The sequence below is a fragment of the Burkholderia sp. ABCPW 11 genome (assembly GCF_001523445.1).
Classification (GTDB): domain Bacteria; phylum Pseudomonadota; class Gammaproteobacteria; order Burkholderiales; family Burkholderiaceae; genus Burkholderia.
Genome location: NZ_LOVM01000046.1, coordinates 174,197 through 193,011, shown reverse-complemented (window position 1 = coordinate 193,011; position 18,815 = coordinate 174,197). Strand labels below are relative to the sequence as shown.

Sequence of the window (18,815 nt, the reverse complement as noted above, 5' to 3'; positions counted from 1 at the left end):
CGCCGTCGCCGCTCAGCGATGCGCGAGCACGTTGACGAGCTTGCCGAACGGGTCGCGCACGTAGAAGCGCCGCACACCCCACGGCTCGTCGGCCGGGCCGTATTCGACCGGAATGCCGGCAGCCTGAATGCGCGCGAGCGCTTCGTCGAGGTCATCGACCTCGATCGACAGATCGGGCGTCGGCGTGCCCGACCCGCCCTGCGACGCGAAGCTGATCTGCACGTCCATCTGCTCGGCATTGCCGTAGGTCGCGATCCAGCCGTGGTCCATCAGCAGGTCGAGGCCGAAAATGTGCTGATAGAAGCGCTTGGCGTCGTCGACGGATCGCGTGTCGACGTTGGCGACGATTCGTTTGACTTTCATCGGATTCCTTCACGATTCGGGCAGTCTCGCGAAGCTACACTGGAATCACGCGCGCGACCAGCACGTCGGCGGCTGGGCGTCTTCATGTCCGCGCAGCGCGGCCGCGCGCCGTGCTTGCCGGCCAGCCAGACGCCGAGCGCGACGGCGACGATACCGACATAGGTCGTCACCTCGATCCGGTCGCCGAACATCCACGCGGCCCACATCAGCGTCACCGGTGGTTCGAGATAGACGAGCGTCGCCACGCGCGTCGCCGGCATCCGCCTGAGCAGCGCCCACAACGACAGATAAGCGATGAACGTCGAGAACACCGTGAGCCACACGACCGACACCCACACGTTCGGCTGCGTCGGCACGTGCAGGTCGCCCGTGACGATCCCGCCCGCCGCGAACAGCACGAGGCTCACGCAGCCCTGCACGAACAACGGCAGGATCAACCCGTCCTCGTTACTGCGCACGTCGGTCAACGCGCGGCGGCGCTGATAGATCGTCGCGATCGACAACCCGAACGCGGACACCAGCGGCAGCAGGTACATCACGATCCCGACCGACCCGGCCGGCAGCGCGTATTGCCCGCCGATCACGATGCCCACGCCGACGAACCCGACCACGAGCCCGGCCCACTGGCGCGCCCCGCTGCGTTCGCTGCCGCCGAACGACGCCATCGCCGCCGTGATGAGCGGCTGCAACGCCGCGACGATCGCCGCGATGCCCGGTGGCAGCCCATGCTGGATCGCAACGTACACGCAGGCCAGATAGAGAAACTGCGACAGGAAGCCGATCACCGCGTGATAGCGGATTTTTTCGAGCGTCAGACGCCCGATCCGCCGATTGACGACGATCGCGACGCACAGCGTGACGAGCAGGAACCGCCAGAACAGCAGGTTGAACGCGCCGGCCGTCTCCGCGCCGAGCTTGGCGCCGATGAATCCGGAACTCCACGACAGGACGAAAACGAGTTGAAGCAGGAATAGCTGCATGGAGCGACGATTCTCGGAAGGTGGCAGGAGACCGGCGCGGGTCGCAGGTCCCCCGGGCGAATCGGCTCGAGCCGTTGACCCGAGAATATGGGTTGCTCAATAATTCCGTCAATCGACATTACCTGAATCAGCGATTCGGAAAAACCAAATCATGCCGCGTACCCTGGACGTCGACCTGCTGCGTACCTTCCACGCCGTCGCGAAGCTTGGCCGCTTCAAGGATGCGGCCGTTCATGTGAACCGCAGCCCGTCGTCCGTCACCGCGCAGATTCAGAAGCTGGAGGAGATGGTCGCGCAGCGGCTATTCACGCGGAACAACCAGGCGGTCGAACTTACGCAGTTCGGCCACAAGCTGCTGAGCGACACCACCGAGTTTCTGCTGAGCCACGACCGGCTCGTCGAATCGCTGTCGCCGCAGATGCTGACCGGCAAGCTGCGGCTCGGCATCCCCGATTCCTACGCGGCGCACTTCATGGCGGAATTCCTGCCGCGCTTCGCCGCCGACCGGCCGCTGCTCGAACTGACGGTCGAAGCGCGCTCCAGCGACGAGTTGCAGCAGCTGTTCGCGCGCGGCCAGCTCGACATCACGATCGCCGTGGTACCGAAAGCGCCGCCGCACGCCGAGCTGCTCGGCAAGACCCATCCGGTGTGGATCGCCGCGCGCACGTTCAAGTTCAATCCCGACGCACCGCTGCCGATCGCGGTGCAACTGCCGGGCTGCCCGTACCGCGACACCGCATTGCGTGCGCTGAAGAAGGCGAAGATCGCGCACCGGATGCTGCTCGAAAGCGCCAGTTCGCCGGCGGTGGAAGCGTGCATCGCGAACGGCCTCGCGGTCGGCCTGATCGAGCATGAGCGCGTGTCGGGCAACCTGACGAGCCACATCGCCGGAATCGCGCTGCCCGATCTGCCGCCGCACCTCGTCACGGTGCTGACGGACGACAGCAATCGCGCCGCGCTGCATCTGCGCGACGTGCTGAAAAGCACGTTCAGGATCGGATAGGGAAGACAAGGCCGGGAACCGGCCTTGCAAACGAACGCGAACAGTCCCGCAAAACTGCCGCCGGCCCGTTGCAGGCCGGCGGCTTTCTCTCGTCAACCGCCGAGATACGCCTGCTTGATCCGGTCGTTCGCGAGCAGGTTCGCGCCCGTGTCAGCCAGCACCACGCGCCCCGTTTCGAGCACGTAGCCGCGATCGGCCACGCCGAGCGCCTTATTCGCGTTCTGCTCGACCAGGAAGACCGTGACGCCTTCGTCGCGGATCGTCCGGATGATGTCGAAGATCTGCGCGATCACGAGCGGCGCGAGGCCAAGCGTCGGCTCGTCGAGCAGCAGCAAACGCGGCTTGCTCATCAGCGCGCGGCCGATCGCCAGCATCTGCTGCTCGCCGCCCGACATCGTGCCGGCCCGCTGCGCCGCGCGTTCCTTCAGGCGCGGAAACAGCTTGAACACGTGCTCGATGCCGTCGTCGATCTCGTGGCGACTCGCGAAGAAGCCGCCCATCTTCAGGTTCTCTAGCACCGTCAGGCTCGGGAACACGCGCCGCCCTTCCGGCGAGATCGCCATCCCCTGCCGCATGATCTGGTGCGTCGACATCGCGGTGATGTCGTTGCCTTCGAACAGCACGCGGCCCGACGATGCGCGCGGCGTGCCGCATACCGTCATCATCAGCGTCGTCTTGCCGGCGCCGTTGCTGCCGATCAGCGTGACGATCTCGCCCTTGTTCACCTCGATCGACACGCCCGCGAGCGCCTCGACCGCGCCGTAGTGCGTATGGACCTGTTCCAGCTTCAGCATCACTCTTCCCCCAGGTACGCCTTGATCACGCGCGGGTCGTTGCGGACCGCTTCCGGCGTGCCGATCACGATCGGCCGGCCGTGCTCCATCACGAGGATGCGGTCGGACACGCCCATCACGAGGCTCATGTCGTGTTCGATCAGCAGCACCGATACGCCGAACTCGCGGCGCAGCTTGTCGATCAGATGCTGCAGCTCGATCTTTTCCTGCGGGTTGAGGCCGGCCGCCGGCTCGTCGAGCATCAACAGGCGCGGCTCGGTGATCATGCAGCGCGCGATCTCCAGACGCCGCTGGTGCCCGTACGACAGCGTGCCCGCCGGCCGGTTGGCGACCGACGTCAGCCCCATCCGGTCGAGCCACACGGCCGCGCGTTCGAGCGCTTCCTTCTCGGCGTGACGATACGCGGGCGTCGCGAACAGGCCGTGCAGCAGCCCCGCCTTCACCTTGCGATGCTGCGCGACGAGCAGGTTCTCGACGACGGTCAGCGACTTGAACAGGCGGATGTTCTGGAACGTCCGCACGAGGCCCTTCAACGCAATCTTGTGGCTCGGCAGCCCGGCGATCGCGTGGCCGTCGAGCACGACGTCGCCGCCGGTCGGCTTGTAGAAGCCGCCGACGCAGTTGAACACCGTGGTCTTGCCCGCGCCGTTCGGCCCGATGATCGCGAACACCTCGTCGCGGCGCACGTCGAAATCGATGCCGTCCACCGCGAGCAACCCGCCGAAGCGCATCTGCAGCCCGGCGACCTTCAACAGTTCTGCATTCACGCTCATTGCGGCAGCTCCACGTGGGGACGGCTCGCGGGCAGCAGGCCCTGCGGACGCCACATCATCATCAACACCATCACCAGGCCGAAGATCAGCATCCGGTACTCGGCGAACCCGCGCGCGACTTCCGGCAGCACGGTCAGCAGGATCGCCGCGAGAATCACGCCGAGCTGCGAGCCCATCCCGCCGAGCACGACGATCGCGAGGATCAGCGCCGATTCGATGAAGGTGAACGATTCAGGATTCACGAGGCCCTGACGCGCCGCGAAGAACGCGCCGCCGATCCCCGCGAACGCCGCGCCGAGCGTGAACGCCGACAGCTTGATGCGCGTCGGGTTGAGACCCAGCGAACGGCATGCGATCTCGTCGTCGCGCAGCGCTTCCCACGCGCGCCCCATCGGCATGCGGATCAGGCGGCTCGTCACGAACAGCGTGAAGCCCACCAGCAGCAGCGCGATCAGGTACAGGAAGATCACCATGTGCTCGCCGCTGTATTCCAGCCCGATCAGTTCATGGAAGGTCTTCGCACCTTCGACGCTCGCCGAGCGCGCCATCTCGAAGCCGAACACCGTCGGCTTCGGAATGCTCGAGATGCCGTCCGGGCCGCCGGTGAGGCTCGTCAGGTTGTTCGCGAGCAGGCGAATGATTTCGCCGAAGCCGAGCGTGACGATCGCGAGATAGTCGCCGCGCAGGCGCAGCACCGGGAAGCCGAGCAGGAAGCCGAACGTCGCCGCGGCGATCGCCGCGATCGGCAGACACTCCCAGAACGACAGCCCGAAATACTGGTTCAGCATCGCGTACGTATAGCCGCCGACCGCATAGAACCCGACATAGCCGAGATCGAGCAGCCCCGCGAAACCGACCACGATGTTCAGCCCGAGGCCGAGGATCACGTAGATCAGCGCGAGCGTTGCGACGTCCACCGCACCGCGCGAGCCGAAGAACGGCCACACGAGCCCCACCGCGAGCAGCACCCAGATGATCGCGCGCTGCTGCCGCGCGCCCATCGCAGGCGCCGCCGGCAGCTTCACGGCCGCTTTCGCGCGCATCAGCCACGGCTTGAACAACTGGAACAGGAATACCGCCGCAACGGCGATCCACACCGGGCGCCAGTGCGGCGTCAGCACGACCTGGTAGCCGTCGAGCTTCAGTTGCAGCCCGAGCACCGGAATCGTGAGGATCGCCGTCAGGATCGCGGCAGCCACCGCATTCTTCAACGCCTGGCCGATCGAAGCATCGGCGGCCGGGCGGCGAACGGAAATGACTTGACTCATCTGCGTCTCCCTCAAACCTTTTCGATGTCCGACTTGCCGAGCAGGCCGGTCGGGCGGAAGAGCAGGATCAGCACGAGCAGGCCGAACGCGACCACGTCCTTGTACTCGGCCGGCATGTAGCCCGCGGCGAAGGTTTCGGCCAGGCCCAGCAGCACGCCGCCGAGCATCGCGCCGGGGATGCTGCCGATCCCGCCGAGCACCGCGGCGGTGAACGCCTTGATGCCCGCGACGAAGCCGATATACGGATTCAGCTTGCCGATCGTCAGCCCGATCAGCACGCCGCCGACGGCCGCCAGCATCGCGCCGAGCACGAACGTGAACGAGATCACGCGGTTCGTGTCGATGCCGAGCAGGTTCGCCATCTTCATGTCCTCGGCGCACGCGCGGCACGCACGGCCCATCCGCGAATGCGAGATGAACAGCGTGAGCGCGATCATCAGCACGAGCGTCACGCAGACGATCAACAGGCGCGCATACGGGATCGTCACGTCGTAGTCGCCGCCGAGATGGATGTCGAACGCGCCGGAGATCAGCACCGGCACGGACACGTCGCGCGCGCCCTGGCCGATCTGCACGTAGTTCTGCAGAAAGATCGACATGCCGATCGCCGAGATCAGCGGCACGAGCCGCGGGCCGCCGCGCAGCGGCCGATACGCGACGCGCTCGACCGCGAAGCCGTACAGGCCCGTGACGATCACCGACACGATCAGCGCGGCGCCGAGCACGAGCGGCAACGGATAGCCGGCGGAGATGCCGATGGCCGTCAGGGTCACGAGGCCCACGTACGCGCCGATCATGTAGATCTCGCCGTGGGCGAAGTTGATCATGCCGATGATGCCGTAGACCATCGAATAGCCGATGGCGATCAACGCATAGATCGCACCCAGCGTCAGGCCGTTGACCAGCTGCTGGGCGAATTGAGGAAAGAAGTCAGTCATGTGCGGGAAGCTCCCGTTGGCGCTGTGTCGCATGCCTGCGCCGGATCACGGCGGTCGGCCGCGCGCAACGCACGGTGTCGTCTCGGGCCGCCCGTTGGCCGCGGAACGGCCAAATGCGCACGCGCTCCGCCCGGGTGACGGGCAGAGCGCGTGTGCGGGGCGGGTACTCCGTATTACTTGGCGGCGGTCTTCGTCGCGTCCTTGTGCCACGTGTAGACGACGAACTTGAACGCCTTCAGGTCGCCCTGTGCGTCATACGCGACCTTGCCGATCGGCGTGTCGAACGTCGTCTTGTGCATGTACGCGGCGACCTTGGTCGGATCCGTCGTCTTCGCACCCGCGATCGCGTCGGCGATGATCTTCACCGCGGCGTACGACGGCATCTGGAACGGGCCGTTCGGATCGCGCTTCTTGTCCGCGAACGCCTTCACGAGCGCCGCGTTGGCCGGATCGGCCGAGAAGTCGGCCGGCAGCGTGACCAGCATGCCTTCCGAAGCCGGGCCGGCAATCGCCGTCACGTCCTTGTTGCCCACACCTTCAGGCCCCATGAACGTCGCCTTCACGCCCTGCTCGCGCGCCTGGCGCATCAACAGGCCCATTTCCGGGTGGTAGCCGCCGAAGTAGACGAAATCGACGCCTTGCGACTTCAGCTTCGTGATGATCGCCGAGTAGTCCGAATCGCCGGCGTTGATGCCTTCGAACAGCACGACCGGGATCTTCGCGGCTTCGAGGTCCTTCTTCACCGACGACGCGATGCCCTGGCCGTACGACTGCTTGTCGTGCAGGACCGCGACCTTCTTCGGCTTCACGTTGTTGATGATGTAGTGCGCGGCGGCCGGGCCTTGCTGGTCGTCGCGGCCGATCGTGCGGAAGATGAAGTGGCGCTTCTTGCCTTCGGTCAGCTGCGGCGCGGTGGCCGACGGCGTGACCATCACGATGCCTTCGTTCTCGTAGATGTCCGACGCGGGAATCGTCGAACCCGAGCACACGTGGCCGATCACGTACTTGATCTTCTGGCTGACGATCTTGTTGGCGACGGCGACGGCCTGCTTCGGTTCGCACGCGTCGTCCATCAGCACGACTTCGAACTTGTTGCCGCCCGCACCGCCTGCCGCGTTGATCTGTTCGATCGCGGTCAGCGCGCCGGCCTTCACCATGTCGCCGTATTGGGCGACCGAGCCGCTCATCGGACCAGCGATGGCGATCTTCACGGTTTCCGCTTGCGCGGCGGCGGCGCCCGCGGCGAACAGCACGGCGGCGACGGAAATGGACGTAAGACGGGACAGCGTCATCTGGGAGCTCCTCGATGTTGTTTAGTCATACGGGCAAAGGCGGCATGACTTGCGCAATCGAACAGCACCCGGGGCGAGGACATGGGACACGCCCGAGACACATAGAAGACGGAACTCCGGCGGAATGTTGCGTAGCGGGGCCCGGCTCTTGCAGTCCCCGAAGGGGACGTCTGGTTCGGAAAGACATCGTGATGCGTCTTGCATTGCGCAAGCGTTTCGCCTGCCCCGCTTGCCAAATCGCTGGTTCGGAGGGATGGTCCGACAGCTGTTGGCAAGGCAGCCGAAATTATATGGGCGTTTTTCAATCGTCTGTCAAAAATGCCTGTCGATTGAGGGAAAACACGTACGTTTTTGAGATGGGTGGGTGGCGATGGGGGCGCAACCTCGACGAGGCGGGAACGTTTGCTTCGAGTGCAATCGGGTTGCTATTGGGCAGAGGGATCGGGGCAGATTCCTTGCTGGGCGGGGTGTTCGGCGATGGGGAGGTCGCGCCGGCGCATTTTTCGAGCTACCGACGGCCCGGATGTTGGAAATCAATCGACTGATGATTGTGAGCATGCGCACCAGGACGGGGCGCTACGCGAGGCGGGAAAAATTTCCGTTAGCGGAAAAACTAAACATATTGAAAGCTTTTTGATATATCCGTGAAATAATGCGAACTCGCTTCCGCAATCCAGCCAGCCTTCGTGCAAGTCGCGCCCGCCGCGCGTCGCAATCGCCTCAGGGCCGCGTCGACACCCGCTCGTCGCCCCGCCGCCAGCCAGTGATCTGCCGTTTTGTTCAATGCACATCACCTGCTTCGGATCGCCATGAATTACTCCGTCCGCCTCTCTTCCGCCACCGCGATCGCGTGCGCGCTTTCTGTTTTTGCTGCCCACGCTTCGGGACGCGATGCGCTGACCGATCAGTCGGCCAGTGCCAATGTGTTTCGATCGGAGCGGCGTGCGACTGCTCGGGATGACGGACATGCTGCACGGATGAGCCGTCGACGCGTGCAGTTCGCCGCCCCCACCGAACGTAGCCCGTTCGATACGCCGGATACGCGGCCGTTGCAGGTGACAAGCGATGCGCTCGTGGCATCGCCGCCTTCTTTTAAACACGAACCCGATTTTCTCTCGGCTCCGAACCGCGTCGCGCTAGGCGCGGGCGGGAGCGACAGTTTGGGTCGCGCAGTGCCCGGGTATGAGCAGCGCGAGCAGCACTGGAACGAATACCTGCGCGCGAACGGCTCTCGGTCAGTTGGAAGTGCGGGTGCGCATGCGCCCCAGCGGCCGTACGATGCGCCTCGCGGTCCGCACGGCGCGCCGAATCCGTTCGATCCGTCGGTGCGGCAACCGGAGACGCGGACGTTCTACGACAACGGATCGGGGACGAAATGCACGGCTACCGGCGGTGCGGGGACGTCGCGGTCGTCTTGCGATATTGCTTGGTGATGTCGGGTTTTGGGTGACTGCCGCTTACGGCTGCTCTACCCTGTCCGGCGCGCTGCGCGACGTCGCGCAGCGCGGCCGCATCCTGCGGCGTTGCGCTTACAGCTACGTGATGATCAGCCTCCCTGGCTCAATATCGATCCTCGCCTTGCGGCGTGAGCTCTTTAGCCGGCCCATGCCCACTCAGCTTGCGAACGAGCCGCTCATACGCGTCGTACTCGAATCGCTTGTCCTCGAACATTTTGAGCCAGTTGTGCTCGACATAGCCGCCCGGGTGATCGCTCGCCACCAGGTTCGCCGCCGCATCCCAGCGAAACACTTCCGACGGCAGCCTCGGCCCTGCCGCCTGTTCGATGCGTCCTGTCGGGTCATACCGATAGCTCGTCGCGCCGTAGCGCTGATCGCGCTTCTGGATCACATCGCCCGCCGCATCGTATTGCCACTGCTTCGCAAGCAACTCGCCACCCGCCGTACCTCGCTGCGCAGTTTGCCGCGCACGGCGCCCCACCGCTTCATACCCTAAAAATACTCTTTCAAAACTTCACCATCGAACGACTTATTCCCCGACACCTTTTTACCCAGCAAATAATCAGTATCAAGCTCATTCAGGCCGATACCATTTTTCTTTGCAGCAAAAACAATGGTTAGAAATGGGTATGAATAGTAATTTGGATTTTCCATTACGTCCCGAACCAACCCAGAATTGACCTCCACCACATTGATTATTCTTGGCAAATAAATACTCGCTACCTTTTCACATATCCATCGACATGCCGACTCAATCTCCCCCTCATCACGCGGCAGATCAATTGCCCCACCGACATTCGGGGAAAATGATTTTACCGTTTCCATAGACGTATTCATTGCCATAACCAGACCAGTTGGTATCCTTGGTCTGTACGGAGGATTTCTGCTCACATAAAAATCCCGAAGGCCAGGAGAATCAGCTGCAGCAGAAAGAATATATCCGCTTGCATTTCTCAGAAATCTAAATCCGATGCGCCCATTACCCCCACCTTCTCGGTCAACAACAATCTCACCCCTCGATACCTTGACACCGCTTTCGCTGATATTTTCCTTTAAAAAATCTTGCAATCTTTTCTCAAATATCTTCTTCAACTCCGCGCTCATCAACACGCCTCAATATTTCAGCACATGAAATGTTGCATCATACGAAGTACCACGCTCACCAAGCACTTCCCCTATATCTCTATTTCCAGTTGCGATTTCGAACTGCCCCGTCTCTCCCGCTGATGGCGTAATTACCCCACCACCAATACCGTCAACGGTGTTCAATGAACTCGCCATGTCAAACACACCGGAAGCGCTTTGATTTTTGGTCAGACGCCCTGTCCCATGCTTCGCCTCGAAGACGTGATAGTTGCCGTGGTTGTCCGTTGCAACGAAGTCGGCCCGAATACGCTTGCCGTTCACCTTCATTGTCACCTCTTCAGCAACGACGTTGAAGCCGTTTCGCTCCAAGTCGTACATCGATTTTTCGCGACCGCGCTTTCCACTCCATTGACTCAGGCAAGTCAGGTCCCACGGGTCATTCCACGCCAGCGGATTCGGCCCATATCGATACTGATTCAACCCGCCTACCACCCCAATCGGATCCGGGCTGATGAATCGACCGATGTCCGGATCATAGAACCGGAACGTGTTGTAGTGCAGCCCAGTTTCACGATCTAGATACTGCCCTTGAAAACGCAAGTTCTGCGGTCGCGGTGCATGAGCGGGCACTGGCACAGCCGCTTGGACGTCTCCCCACACCGCTGTCGGTCGATCTGGCGCCCGCGCAATCCACTCCGCCTGCACCACATTGCCCCAAACCTTATAGCGCGCCTGCCAAACCAGCTCGCCCCCAGCGTCAGTCAGTTCCTCCGGCAGCCCCGAAACATCGTTGTGGAAGTAATAAACCGCGTCCCGGACATCCGCATCGTTAGCCGCCGCCTTCCCTTGATCGATCCGGGCAAGCGGCACATAACTATTCGGCTCGTACAAATACGTCAGCGCTTCCTCGCCCTGACGATCGTGATACGTCTCCTGCACCAACCGCATGCCGTCCCACAGGAAATCCGTACTGGCGTAACTGCCATTGAGCTTCCGGATCCGCCGACCGAACGCGTCGTACTCGAAATGCATCGTCGCGATGCCAAGCCGGTCCTTCGTCACGACGGTCTTCAACTGGTTCCAATCGTCGTATTCCAGAAGCAGTTCTTTAGCAGGCCCATGCCCACTCAGCTTGCGAATCAGCCGCCCATACGCGTCGTACTCGAAGCGCTTGTCCTCGAACATCTTGAGCCGGTTGTGCTCGACGTAGCCGCCCGGGTGATCGCTCGACACCAGGTTCGCCGCCGCATCCCAGCGAAACACTTCCGACGGCAATCCCGGTCCCATAGTGATGTTCATCCAGACTTATAAGCACCCTATGCGGCCCATCCAGACACACCCGGCAGAGTTGCCGCCCAGCCCCGCAGATTAATCCAAATTCGGATATATCTCCCTGAAATCGTCACCCCGATTAACTTGCGACCACACCCCTCGCGCCCACTTAACCCCACCACTTTTTAAAAGTGATTTAATTTTTCCCTCAAATTCCAAATTTGACATATTGCTCGAATTGACAAAAAAATCAATAACGTGATTATCGTCACTCAAAAAATCCCCAAGCCGATCAACCCTATCAATAACCTCAATGGAAAAATCGCCCCCCTCCCACTCCGCAACATAGCGCCCCTTCTTATCACTCACCAAGAGATTTACACCAAACGCATTTTCGATTTTTTTTACCAATTCCTCAAAATCAATATCTTCAAGAAGAACCACACTCAAGCACCGACCACGTTTATCATTCACCTTAAACACCCCCCAATTTTCACTTGCTTATCTCCCTTTCTTGCAAGATCACTCAACTCGTGGGTTTTAAAAATTCTAAACCCAAACGGATCCTCTCGCAGCCCAGGAAATGCCTTCCTCAAATCACTATCAATGGATTTTTCTATATCGGAAAACCCGGGTATTTTAGACGCATCTCGACGCCTATTCGTGAATATCGGATTATTTGCCAAATAATCAGATTGAATAAATCCGTCAACATCAAAATCGTTTATATTTATTGGCCGAGAGATCGCAGGATCATGTGCTTTACTGACACCACTCGCAGCACTCCCTCTATAACCGACTGTCGCATTGGGATCGATAGCTTGTATTGCAGGCAAATGACTTTCAAATATTGAATTTATTTGTTGCTGAATCGCATCCAGCGAACTCAACCCAAGCGGATCTGTCCAATTTATCGGATTCGGCGCATACTGATACAAATTCATCCCACCGGCCAGTCCAATGGGATCGTGGTTAATGAATCTCCCAATATCGGGATCGTAGTACCGAAACACGTTGTAATGCAGCCCCGTCTCGCGATCCAGATATTGCCCTTGGAAGCGCAGGTTCTGCGATCGCGGTACGTGAGTAGATATAGACGCCGTCTCCCACTTCTTCCCCCAAGCAGAGATCGCTCGCTGCGGCGCCCGCGCAACCCACTCCTCCTGCACCGCATTGCCCCAAACCTTATAGCGCGCCTGCCAAACCAGTTCGCCCCCAGCGTCAGTCAGTTCCTCCGGCAGCCCCGAAACATCGTTGTGGAAGTAATAAACCGCGTCCCGGACATCCGCATCGTTAGCCGCCGCCTTCCCTTGATCGATCCGGGCAAGCGGCACATAACTATTCGACTCGTACAAATACGTCAGCGCTTCCTCGCCATGACGATCGTGATACGTCTCCTGCACCAACCGCATGCCGTCCCACAGGAAATCCGTACTGGCGTAACTGCCATTGAGCTTCCGGATCCGCCGACCGAACGCGTCGTACTCGAAATGCGTCGTCGCGATGCCAAGCCGATCCTTCGTCACGACGGTCTTCAACTGGTTCCAATCGTCGTATTCAAGAACCAGTTCTTTAGCCGGCCCATGTCCACTCAGCTTGCGAACGAGCCGCCCATACGCGTCGTACTCGAAGCGCTTGTCCTCGAACATCTTGAGCCGGTTGTGCTCGACGTAGCCGCCCGGGTGATCGCTCGACACCAGGTTCGCCGCCGCATCCCAGCGAAACACTTCCGACGGCAATCCCGGCCCTGACGCTTGTTCGATGCGCCCTGTCGGGTCATACCGATAGCTCGTCGTGCCATAACGCTGATCGCGCTTCTGGATCACGTCACCTGCCGCATCGTATTGCCACTGCTTCGCAAGCAACTCGCCACCCGCCGCACCGCGCCGTGCAGTTTGCCGCGCACGGCGCCCCACCGCGTCATACCCGAAGTGACTCGTCAGCTTGCCCTGCGTCCGTAGCACCTCGCGATGCAGATCGTCCCGTTCGATGTCTGCAACTGCCGCGCCGTCGAAACGAATCTGGTGCACATGCCCTGAACCGTAATGCAGCCAATCGATCGTGCGCTCGCCGGAAATCGTCGTGCTGACACGATTGCCGAGCTCGTCGTAGGTGTGTGCGAGCCAGCCGGTCGGCGTGTATTCCTCGACGACTTCTCCACGCTTGTCGTACTTCAGGCTGACGCGATTCTTCAGCGATGGCCCGCGCGCGGCGAGCGTGTACAACTCGGCCGATGTGATCCGGCCCGCCTCGTCATACAGGTATTCGCAACGCTCGTGCGCGGCTTGCTTCGCCGTCAACCGCCCGATCGCATCGCGCTCGTATCGCGTCTCGATCTGTCCATCGCGTACGATCGTGCCTTGGCCGCACACGTCGTACTCGTACGTACGCTTGTGGCCATCGAGACCGATCTGTGCGGAAACGAGATCGCGACGGTCATACTGAAAGCGATATGTCTCATGGTTCTCGTTGGTCAGGCTCGCTAACCGGAACGCATCGTCGTAGCCGAACCGCACGACACGATCGGCCGCATCCGTGCGTGCCAGCAACAATCCACGCGAATTGAGTTCGTAGCGCGTGCTGCGCTGATTCGCATCAACGATCTCGACGAGGCGCCCCGCCGCATCGTACCGAAACGTCTGATGCGCACCATCGGCCGTCCCGATCCCCGTGACGCGCCCCATCGCGTCCGTTTCGTACACGGTAGCCTGCCCCGCCGCATCCGTCACCCGCGCGAGCGCACCGCGTGCGTCATACGCAAACCGCGTGACCTTGCCGGAACAATCGGTATACGCGGTCAACTGCGCCCGGCCATTCCATTCGAGAAACTTGTAGCCGCCACGCGCGTCGCGAATCGTATGCACGAGCCCACGATCGTCCCGGTAAAATTCGGTCGCGAAGCCCGCCGGATCGCGCGTCATCGTCAGGTTGCCGCACGCGTCGTAACGATAGATCCATCGCGCGTTGGTCGGATCGATTTCCGCAACCGGCAGATCGTAGTGCCCGTTCCATTCGGTCCGTTCGACGTGGCCGAGCGCGTCGATGCGCTGTGTCTGCCGCCCGCGCTCGTCATATTCGAAGCGCGTCGTATTCCCGGCCGGATCGGTCGTACCGATCAATTGCCGCATCGTGTTCCATTCGAGCCGCCACACGTTGCCTTCGGCGTCCGTGTGACTCGTCGGCTGCCGGTCCTCGTTCCACGTCCATTGCGTCACGCGCCCGATTTGATCGGTGATCATCACCGAACGCTGCGCAAGGTCCGCGTCGAACGTGTACGTTTCGCCGTCGTCGGTCCAGTGGCGCACGACGCGCGCGTCGCGGCCGACACCATTCCACGCGTAAAAGCACTGTAGTCCGCCGGGCAGCGTATGCCGGGTCATCAGGCCGTGCTCATAACCGAAATGCCGCCCGGTATGGCCGCTGCGATCGGTGACCGATGCGAGTTCGCCGGCGCTCGTATAGCCGTAACGAACCAGAATCTCGGGCAATTCGCCATCGACGCCGCGTACCAGTTCGATCGATGCGACGCGTCGCGGATGCCCCGAATCGTAATGCAGCGCCAGCACACGGCCGGCGCTATCGTGAAGCCGCACCGGCTGCCCCCGTTCGCCGACACTCGCACGCTCGACCTCGATCCAGTTGCCGTTTCGGTCCTCGAGCCGCCGAAGGTCCAGTGTTTCTGCATCCGACGCCGGTGCTCGGGCAGGGCCGAAATCGCGATACAAACCGTCGACCGTTTCGATCACATAGTGCCCGCCGGCGGTACAAATCAGGTAAATGCCTTCAGGCACGCTGAAATGACTCTCACCCGGAGGCACTGCGGGAAACTCGATCTCACGCCCCTGTTCGTCCCAGTACGTGATCGACGTGACGGCACCGTTCTCCCGCCCCAACCTCAACTCGACACTGATCGGAACGCTCCAGCCGGCCCCGAACAGGCCATCGGCGCGATCGTCGTGGCTGCTGTAAAAACGCCGCCAGACGATCGGCAGCGGGCCAGGCAACACGAAGTCGGTATCGTCGCTGCCGTCGAGAATCTTGCCGCCGGTGATCACGTTGACGGGATGGCCGGCCGACGGCTGCATCTTGCTGCCGAGCCATGTGCCGAATATGCCGGCCGCGAAGTTCATCGCGAGACACGGCAGCTTGCCCTTGACGAAATCGCCCCAGCTTCCCTTGCCTCGACCACATAGCGCAAGCGCAATACCGATCGCCGCACCGAGTCCAGCGACCCACGGTCGCGCCGCACTGATCTCGCGCACGGTCTTCGTGCCGCCGCCGAAGAAAACGTCCGGCGAGCCCTTCGAGATCGTGCCGTCACAGGTGGTCTTGTCGTCGACTCGCGCCGCGGGTAGATCGTTGATGAACACCACGTCGGAGCCTTGCGCAACGAATTGCGGACCCGGATGATCGCTGCACAGAACCGGATCCATGTCCGCGCCGTCGGCCGCGCGTGCAGCCGGCTTCCCGTTGACGAACACATCAGGCGAGCCGTTCTGGATCGTACCTTTCTCCTCGGGCGGAGAAATGGCATTGCCGAGCCCCTTCGCGGCCTCGTCGATCTCGTCGTTGAGGCCCGAGCCCTGCATATAGGCGGCCACGCCGACACCGATCGCCAGCACGATGGGCGTCGCCAACCCGCCGGTGCCGATTTCGAGCGCACCCAATGCACCGAACACGAGGCCTTCCGCTATCGTGGTCAGCGCCCATCCGATTCCCAAGCCGCCCAGCAGCGACCCGCCCATGCCGAGCAGGTCGCCCGCGAGCGTCGTGTGGGTAAAGGGATCGTCCTTACGAGCGGCCGGCTGGCTCATGGGCGGCCGGCATCCGAAACCAGCGTGGGCGCAACCGGGCGCGGCTGGAAGCTCTCCAGCATGCGCGCGGCGAGCGCACGTTGTTCGTCGTTGAGCGGCGCGGCATTGGTCAACGTCATCACGATGACCTGCCCGCCGGCATCGAGCCGAAATGCCGTCTGCATCTGATGAAAGGTGCGGCCGTCCTGTTCATGCGTCGATTCCGTTTGCACGCCGGGGCATTCCGCTCGCCCGACCGTCACCGGGCGTCGCGACTGCACGTTCAGATTCTGCGCGGTGCGCGACGCCTGCGCCCATTCGCGCTCGACGAACGCGTCGATCGACTCCTGCTCGCGCAGCCGGCCGCGGGACACGACGAGACTCAGCCCGCCCGAGCCGACGGGAAGAATCAGCATGTTGACGGTGCGATCAAGCGCCGCGTCCGGCAATTCGAATGTGCCTTCATGGATTGCGTAGTGCATGGCTGGTGTTCTTCGAGTTATTTGTTGAGATCGATGCGCTTGCCGTTGACCATCACGCCGTCGTCGGTCATCAGGATCACGGAGCCGTTGTGCTCCAGGCGGATGCCTTCCGGCGCGAGCGAGATCGAGCTGTTCTGCACCTTCAGCAGGATGCCGCGCTCGGCCATGTAGACCTGCGTGCCGCCGCCACCGTCCTTGGCCGGCGTCGTGACCTCGACGGTAGTCGCCGTGGTGCTGCGCTTCTCGGCGATCGTCTCGGTCAGGTTACCCTGCGGAATCTGCTTTTCTTCGCTGCCCGTCGCCACGAGGACGGTACGCATCGGCCCCAGCACCTTATGCGTCTCGTTGTTCTCGACGACGGTGTTCATGTCCTTCTGCGCGTGCATGAAGAATTCCTGCATGCCGTTCGTGTCGGTCATGCGGATCTCGTTCGACCCCTGCCCCTTGTGCGTCTGGCTCTTGATCCCCATCGTCTGGCCGGCCGCGCCATGATACGGGTTGCCCTGCTCGCCGTTGAACACGCGGCCGACGATCACCGGGTTATCCGGATCGCCCTGATTGAACGCCACCAGCACTTCCTGCTTGATCCGCGGAATCGCGGCCGCACCCCAGCCGTCGCCCGCCCACGGTTGCGACACGCGCACCCACATCGAATCGGAGCCGTCCTTCTTGCCGCGCCGGTCCCACGGGAAATGCACCTTCACCGCGCTGCCGTTCGTATAGATTTCCTCGCCCTTCGGCCCGACGACGATCGCCGACTGCGTGCCGTGAATCACCGGCTTCGGCGTCGCGCGCGGCGCGCGGTACGGGATCTTCTTCGGCAGCAGCGAGAAGCTGTTGCGGTACGGCAGCTTCGCACTGTGCTGCGTATAGTCGTTCACGGCCTCGTGACGCACGTGCAGGATCACGTACTCCTGGTTGTTTTCGAGGACGGGGTGGTTCGCGACGGTCACGGCGCCCGCCGTCGTCATGCGCCACGCATAGCCGCCGCCGGTATAGCGATGGGCTTGCGCCTCCTCGGCCTCCATCGCGTAACGCGCGTAGCGGTTGCCGTCGTCGCCGTGGTCGTACAGCGACTGGTGCTCGAACCGCTCGGTCGCATCGAGCCGCGCATGCTTGAGGTTTTGCGGCCCGGCCTCCACCAGCATCAGCGGCGATGACGGATTCTGGTAGTTGAAGTCGCGGAACGTGACCTTGCCGACGCCGAAGCGCCGGCCTTCGTGCAACTGGTCGATGCCGCTGCCCTCGCTGGCCTCCGTCGCGGCGAACGGCACGGTGGCGAGCCCTTCGATCGGGCGGAACAGCAGGTTCGTGTCGCCGATCACGAGAAAGTGCTTGTCCTTCTCGTAGCGGTGCGTCCACACGAGCCCCTCCTGCTCCATCAGCCGCGCGCAGAAGTTGTAGTAGCTCTCCTGGTACATCACGACGTACTCGAGCGGCTTCTGGCTCGTCCGGATGTCGAACGTGAAATCGGAAAAACCGTGTTCCTGGAAGATCTCGGTGAGGATGTCCTGCGCGGTCTTGTTCTGGAAGATCCGGCAGTCGGTCGAGCGTGTCAGGAACCAGAACCATGGCACGGCCGTCAGGTGGTATTGCGTGACGTTCCCGGGGTTGCCGGCGCGGTCGAACGACGCGACGTAGCCGTCGAAATAGCGGTCGTTGTCGCCGGTGCCCGACGCCACGACGCGTTCGAGCGTGGACAGGCGCGCCTGCTGGTCGAAGCGGATCTTGACCTGCTGGCCGATCAGGTCCTCGGGCCGCAGGTCGTGGCGATGCGACAGCAGGTCGAGGTGGATTTCCGGCAAGCGGTTCACGTGCTCGTCGACGACGGCCGCGCTGACCAGCAGCACATCCGGGCCGAGCGGCGTGTCGAGCGTCACATAGCGGTTGAGCTGGGTCAGGCGTGCCGGGTTGGCTGCGCCGTTGATCGCCTCTGCAATCGCGCCGGGCGTCTTGTCCATCAGCGAGAAGCCGGTCTGCGCGAGCTGCATCGCGCGCTGGACGGTGTCGACGTGCCCGGCCAGGCCGGCGAGCGGCCCCAGGCTGCCGGCCACACTCGACGCCACCGGGCCGGCGAGGCCCCCGAGCGCGCTCAACGAGCCGAGCGCACTACCGCCCAATCCACTGGGAATACCCCCGTTCGGAGCGAAACTCATTCTTGTTCCTTGCGTGTGATCTCAGGTTCCATGAGCCGGCTCGCCGGCCCGCAGCCCCGATAATGTAGGGTAAAACCCGACCGCTTGAAAGATGCCCGCAAACGTTTTCGTTCGGGCCCTGAAAATCCGAAAAAAAACCACCGGCCGGGTGCCCGGAG

General features: G+C 62.3%; 15 protein-coding genes and 1 pseudogene. 2 read left to right on the top strand and 14 right to left on the bottom strand.

Annotation, left to right across the window (positions count from 1 at the left end):
* Positions 1–12 precede the first annotated feature (12 nt).
* Both WS61_RS19090 and WS61_RS19085 read right to left on the bottom strand, forming a co-directional pair.
* Complete coding sequence (locus WS61_RS19090; protein WP_059502399.1) at positions 13–363, bottom strand: VOC family protein; 351 nt, start codon at positions 361–363, stop codon at positions 13–15.
* Positions 364–431: 68 nt separating this feature from the next.
* Positions 432–1,343: pseudogene (locus WS61_RS19085) on the bottom strand (DMT family transporter); the annotation flags it as partial.
* Between the two features lie 151 nt (positions 1,344–1,494).
* Between WS61_RS19085 and WS61_RS19080 the strand changes: the two are divergent.
* A complete protein-coding gene (locus WS61_RS19080; protein WP_059502397.1) occupies positions 1,495–2,346 on the top strand; it encodes a LysR family transcriptional regulator in 852 nt (283 codons plus the stop codon).
* Positions 2,347–2,438: 92 nt separating this feature from the next.
* On the opposite strand, the gene WS61_RS19075 is transcribed toward WS61_RS19080, so the two are convergent.
* From WS61_RS19075 to WS61_RS19055, 5 genes are all read right to left on the bottom strand, one after another.
* On the bottom strand, positions 2,439–3,140 hold the full coding sequence (locus tag WS61_RS19075; RefSeq protein WP_006484776.1) for an ABC transporter ATP-binding protein: 702 nt from the start codon (positions 3,138–3,140) through the stop codon (positions 2,439–2,441).
* Complete coding sequence (gene livG, locus WS61_RS19070) at positions 3,140–3,913, bottom strand: high-affinity branched-chain amino acid ABC transporter ATP-binding protein LivG (RefSeq protein ID WP_059502395.1); 774 nt, start codon at positions 3,911–3,913, stop codon at positions 3,140–3,142. Before livG ends, WS61_RS19075 begins: the two co-directional genes overlap by 1 nt.
* The gene (locus tag WS61_RS19065; RefSeq protein ID WP_034204314.1) at positions 3,910–5,181 is read right to left on the bottom strand and encodes a high-affinity branched-chain amino acid ABC transporter permease LivM; all 1,272 of its coding nucleotides are present in this window, start codon (positions 5,179–5,181) and stop codon (positions 3,910–3,912) included. Before WS61_RS19065 ends, livG begins: the two co-directional genes overlap by 4 nt.
* A gap of 11 nt (positions 5,182–5,192) precedes the next feature.
* On the bottom strand, positions 5,193–6,119 hold the full coding sequence (gene livH, locus WS61_RS19060) for a high-affinity branched-chain amino acid ABC transporter permease LivH (protein WP_034204313.1): 927 nt from the start codon (positions 6,117–6,119) through the stop codon (positions 5,193–5,195).
* Positions 6,120–6,292: 173 nt separating this feature from the next.
* The gene (locus WS61_RS19055; RefSeq protein WP_034204312.1) at positions 6,293–7,411 is read right to left on the bottom strand and encodes a branched-chain amino acid ABC transporter substrate-binding protein; all 1,119 of its coding nucleotides are present in this window, start codon (positions 7,409–7,411) and stop codon (positions 6,293–6,295) included.
* Between the two features lie 809 nt (positions 7,412–8,220).
* On the opposite strand from WS61_RS19055, the gene WS61_RS33785 reads away from it, so the two are divergent.
* Positions 8,221–8,844 (top strand): hypothetical protein, encoded by a 624-nt coding sequence (locus WS61_RS33785; RefSeq protein WP_157692755.1) that lies wholly within the window; start codon positions 8,221–8,223, stop codon positions 8,842–8,844.
* Positions 8,845–8,971: 127 nt separating this feature from the next.
* On the opposite strand, the gene WS61_RS19050 is transcribed toward WS61_RS33785, so the two are convergent.
* The 7 genes from WS61_RS19050 to WS61_RS19030 all read right to left on the bottom strand — a co-directional run bounded on the left by WS61_RS19050 (position 8,972) and on the right by WS61_RS19030 (position 18,657).
* Positions 8,972–9,298 (bottom strand): hypothetical protein, encoded by a 327-nt coding sequence (locus WS61_RS19050; protein WP_059502393.1) that lies wholly within the window; start codon positions 9,296–9,298, stop codon positions 8,972–8,974.
* A 62-nt stretch (positions 9,299–9,360) separates the two neighbouring features.
* Complete coding sequence (locus WS61_RS35705; RefSeq protein ID WP_257127293.1) at positions 9,361–9,972, bottom strand: hypothetical protein; 612 nt, start codon at positions 9,970–9,972, stop codon at positions 9,361–9,363.
* A gap of 9 nt (positions 9,973–9,981) precedes the next feature.
* Positions 9,982–11,253, bottom strand: a complete 1,272-nt coding sequence (locus WS61_RS35415; RefSeq protein WP_257127292.1) for an RHS repeat domain-containing protein — start codon at positions 11,251–11,253, stop codon at positions 9,982–9,984.
* Between the two features lie 69 nt (positions 11,254–11,322).
* On the bottom strand, positions 11,323–11,700 hold the full coding sequence (locus tag WS61_RS33780; protein ID WP_218921211.1) for a hypothetical protein: 378 nt from the start codon (positions 11,698–11,700) through the stop codon (positions 11,323–11,325).
* The gene (locus WS61_RS19040) at positions 11,697–16,040 is read right to left on the bottom strand and encodes an RHS repeat-associated core domain-containing protein (protein ID WP_257127291.1); all 4,344 of its coding nucleotides are present in this window, start codon (positions 16,038–16,040) and stop codon (positions 11,697–11,699) included. Before WS61_RS19040 ends, WS61_RS33780 begins: the two co-directional genes overlap by 4 nt.
* The gene (locus WS61_RS19035) at positions 16,037–16,501 is read right to left on the bottom strand and encodes a DcrB-related protein (RefSeq protein WP_059502391.1); all 465 of its coding nucleotides are present in this window, start codon (positions 16,499–16,501) and stop codon (positions 16,037–16,039) included. Before WS61_RS19035 ends, WS61_RS19040 begins: the two co-directional genes overlap by 4 nt.
* 17 nt (positions 16,502–16,518) lie before the next feature.
* Complete coding sequence (locus WS61_RS19030) at positions 16,519–18,657, bottom strand: type VI secretion system Vgr family protein (protein ID WP_059502390.1); 2,139 nt, start codon at positions 18,655–18,657, stop codon at positions 16,519–16,521.
* Positions 18,658–18,815: the final 158 nt, after the last annotated feature.

What these genes read in the sequence shown, in the direction of transcription:
- WS61_RS19080 (WP_059502397.1), top strand. Translation starts at nt 1,495, where the DNA reads ATGCCGCGTACCCTGGACGTCGACCTGCTGCGTACCTTCCACGCCGTC.
- WS61_RS19065 (WP_034204314.1), bottom strand. Translation starts at nt 5,181, where the DNA reads ATGAGTCAAGTCATTTCCGTTCGCCGCCCGGCCGCCGATGCTTCGATC.
- WS61_RS19090 (WP_059502399.1), bottom strand. Translation starts at nt 363, where the DNA reads ATGAAAGTCAAACGAATCGTCGCCAACGTCGACACGCGATCCGTCGAC.
- WS61_RS19035 (WP_059502391.1), bottom strand. Translation starts at nt 16,501, where the DNA reads ATGCACTACGCAATCCATGAAGGCACATTCGAATTGCCGGACGCGGCG.
- WS61_RS19055 (WP_034204312.1), bottom strand. Translation starts at nt 7,411, where the DNA reads ATGACGCTGTCCCGTCTTACGTCCATTTCCGTCGCCGCCGTGCTGTTC.
- WS61_RS33785 (WP_157692755.1), top strand. Translation starts at nt 8,221, where the DNA reads ATGAATTACTCCGTCCGCCTCTCTTCCGCCACCGCGATCGCGTGCGCG.
- WS61_RS19040 (WP_257127291.1), bottom strand. Translation starts at nt 16,040, where the DNA reads ATGAGCCAGCCGGCCGCTCGTAAGGACGATCCCTTTACCCACACGACG.
- WS61_RS35705 (WP_257127293.1), bottom strand. Translation starts at nt 9,972, where the DNA reads ATGAGCGCGGAGTTGAAGAAGATATTTGAGAAAAGATTGCAAGATTTT.
- livG (WP_059502395.1), bottom strand. Translation starts at nt 3,913, where the DNA reads ATGAGCGTGAATGCAGAACTGTTGAAGGTCGCCGGGCTGCAGATGCGC.
- livH (WP_034204313.1), bottom strand. Translation starts at nt 6,119, where the DNA reads ATGACTGACTTCTTTCCTCAATTCGCCCAGCAGCTGGTCAACGGCCTG.
- WS61_RS19030 (WP_059502390.1), bottom strand. Translation starts at nt 18,657, where the DNA reads ATGAGTTTCGCTCCGAACGGGGGTATTCCCAGTGGATTGGGCGGTAGT.
- WS61_RS19075 (WP_006484776.1), bottom strand. Translation starts at nt 3,140, where the DNA reads ATGCTGAAGCTGGAACAGGTCCATACGCACTACGGCGCGGTCGAGGCG.
- WS61_RS35415 (WP_257127292.1), bottom strand. Translation starts at nt 11,253, where the DNA reads ATGAACATCACTATGGGACCGGGATTGCCGTCGGAAGTGTTTCGCTGG.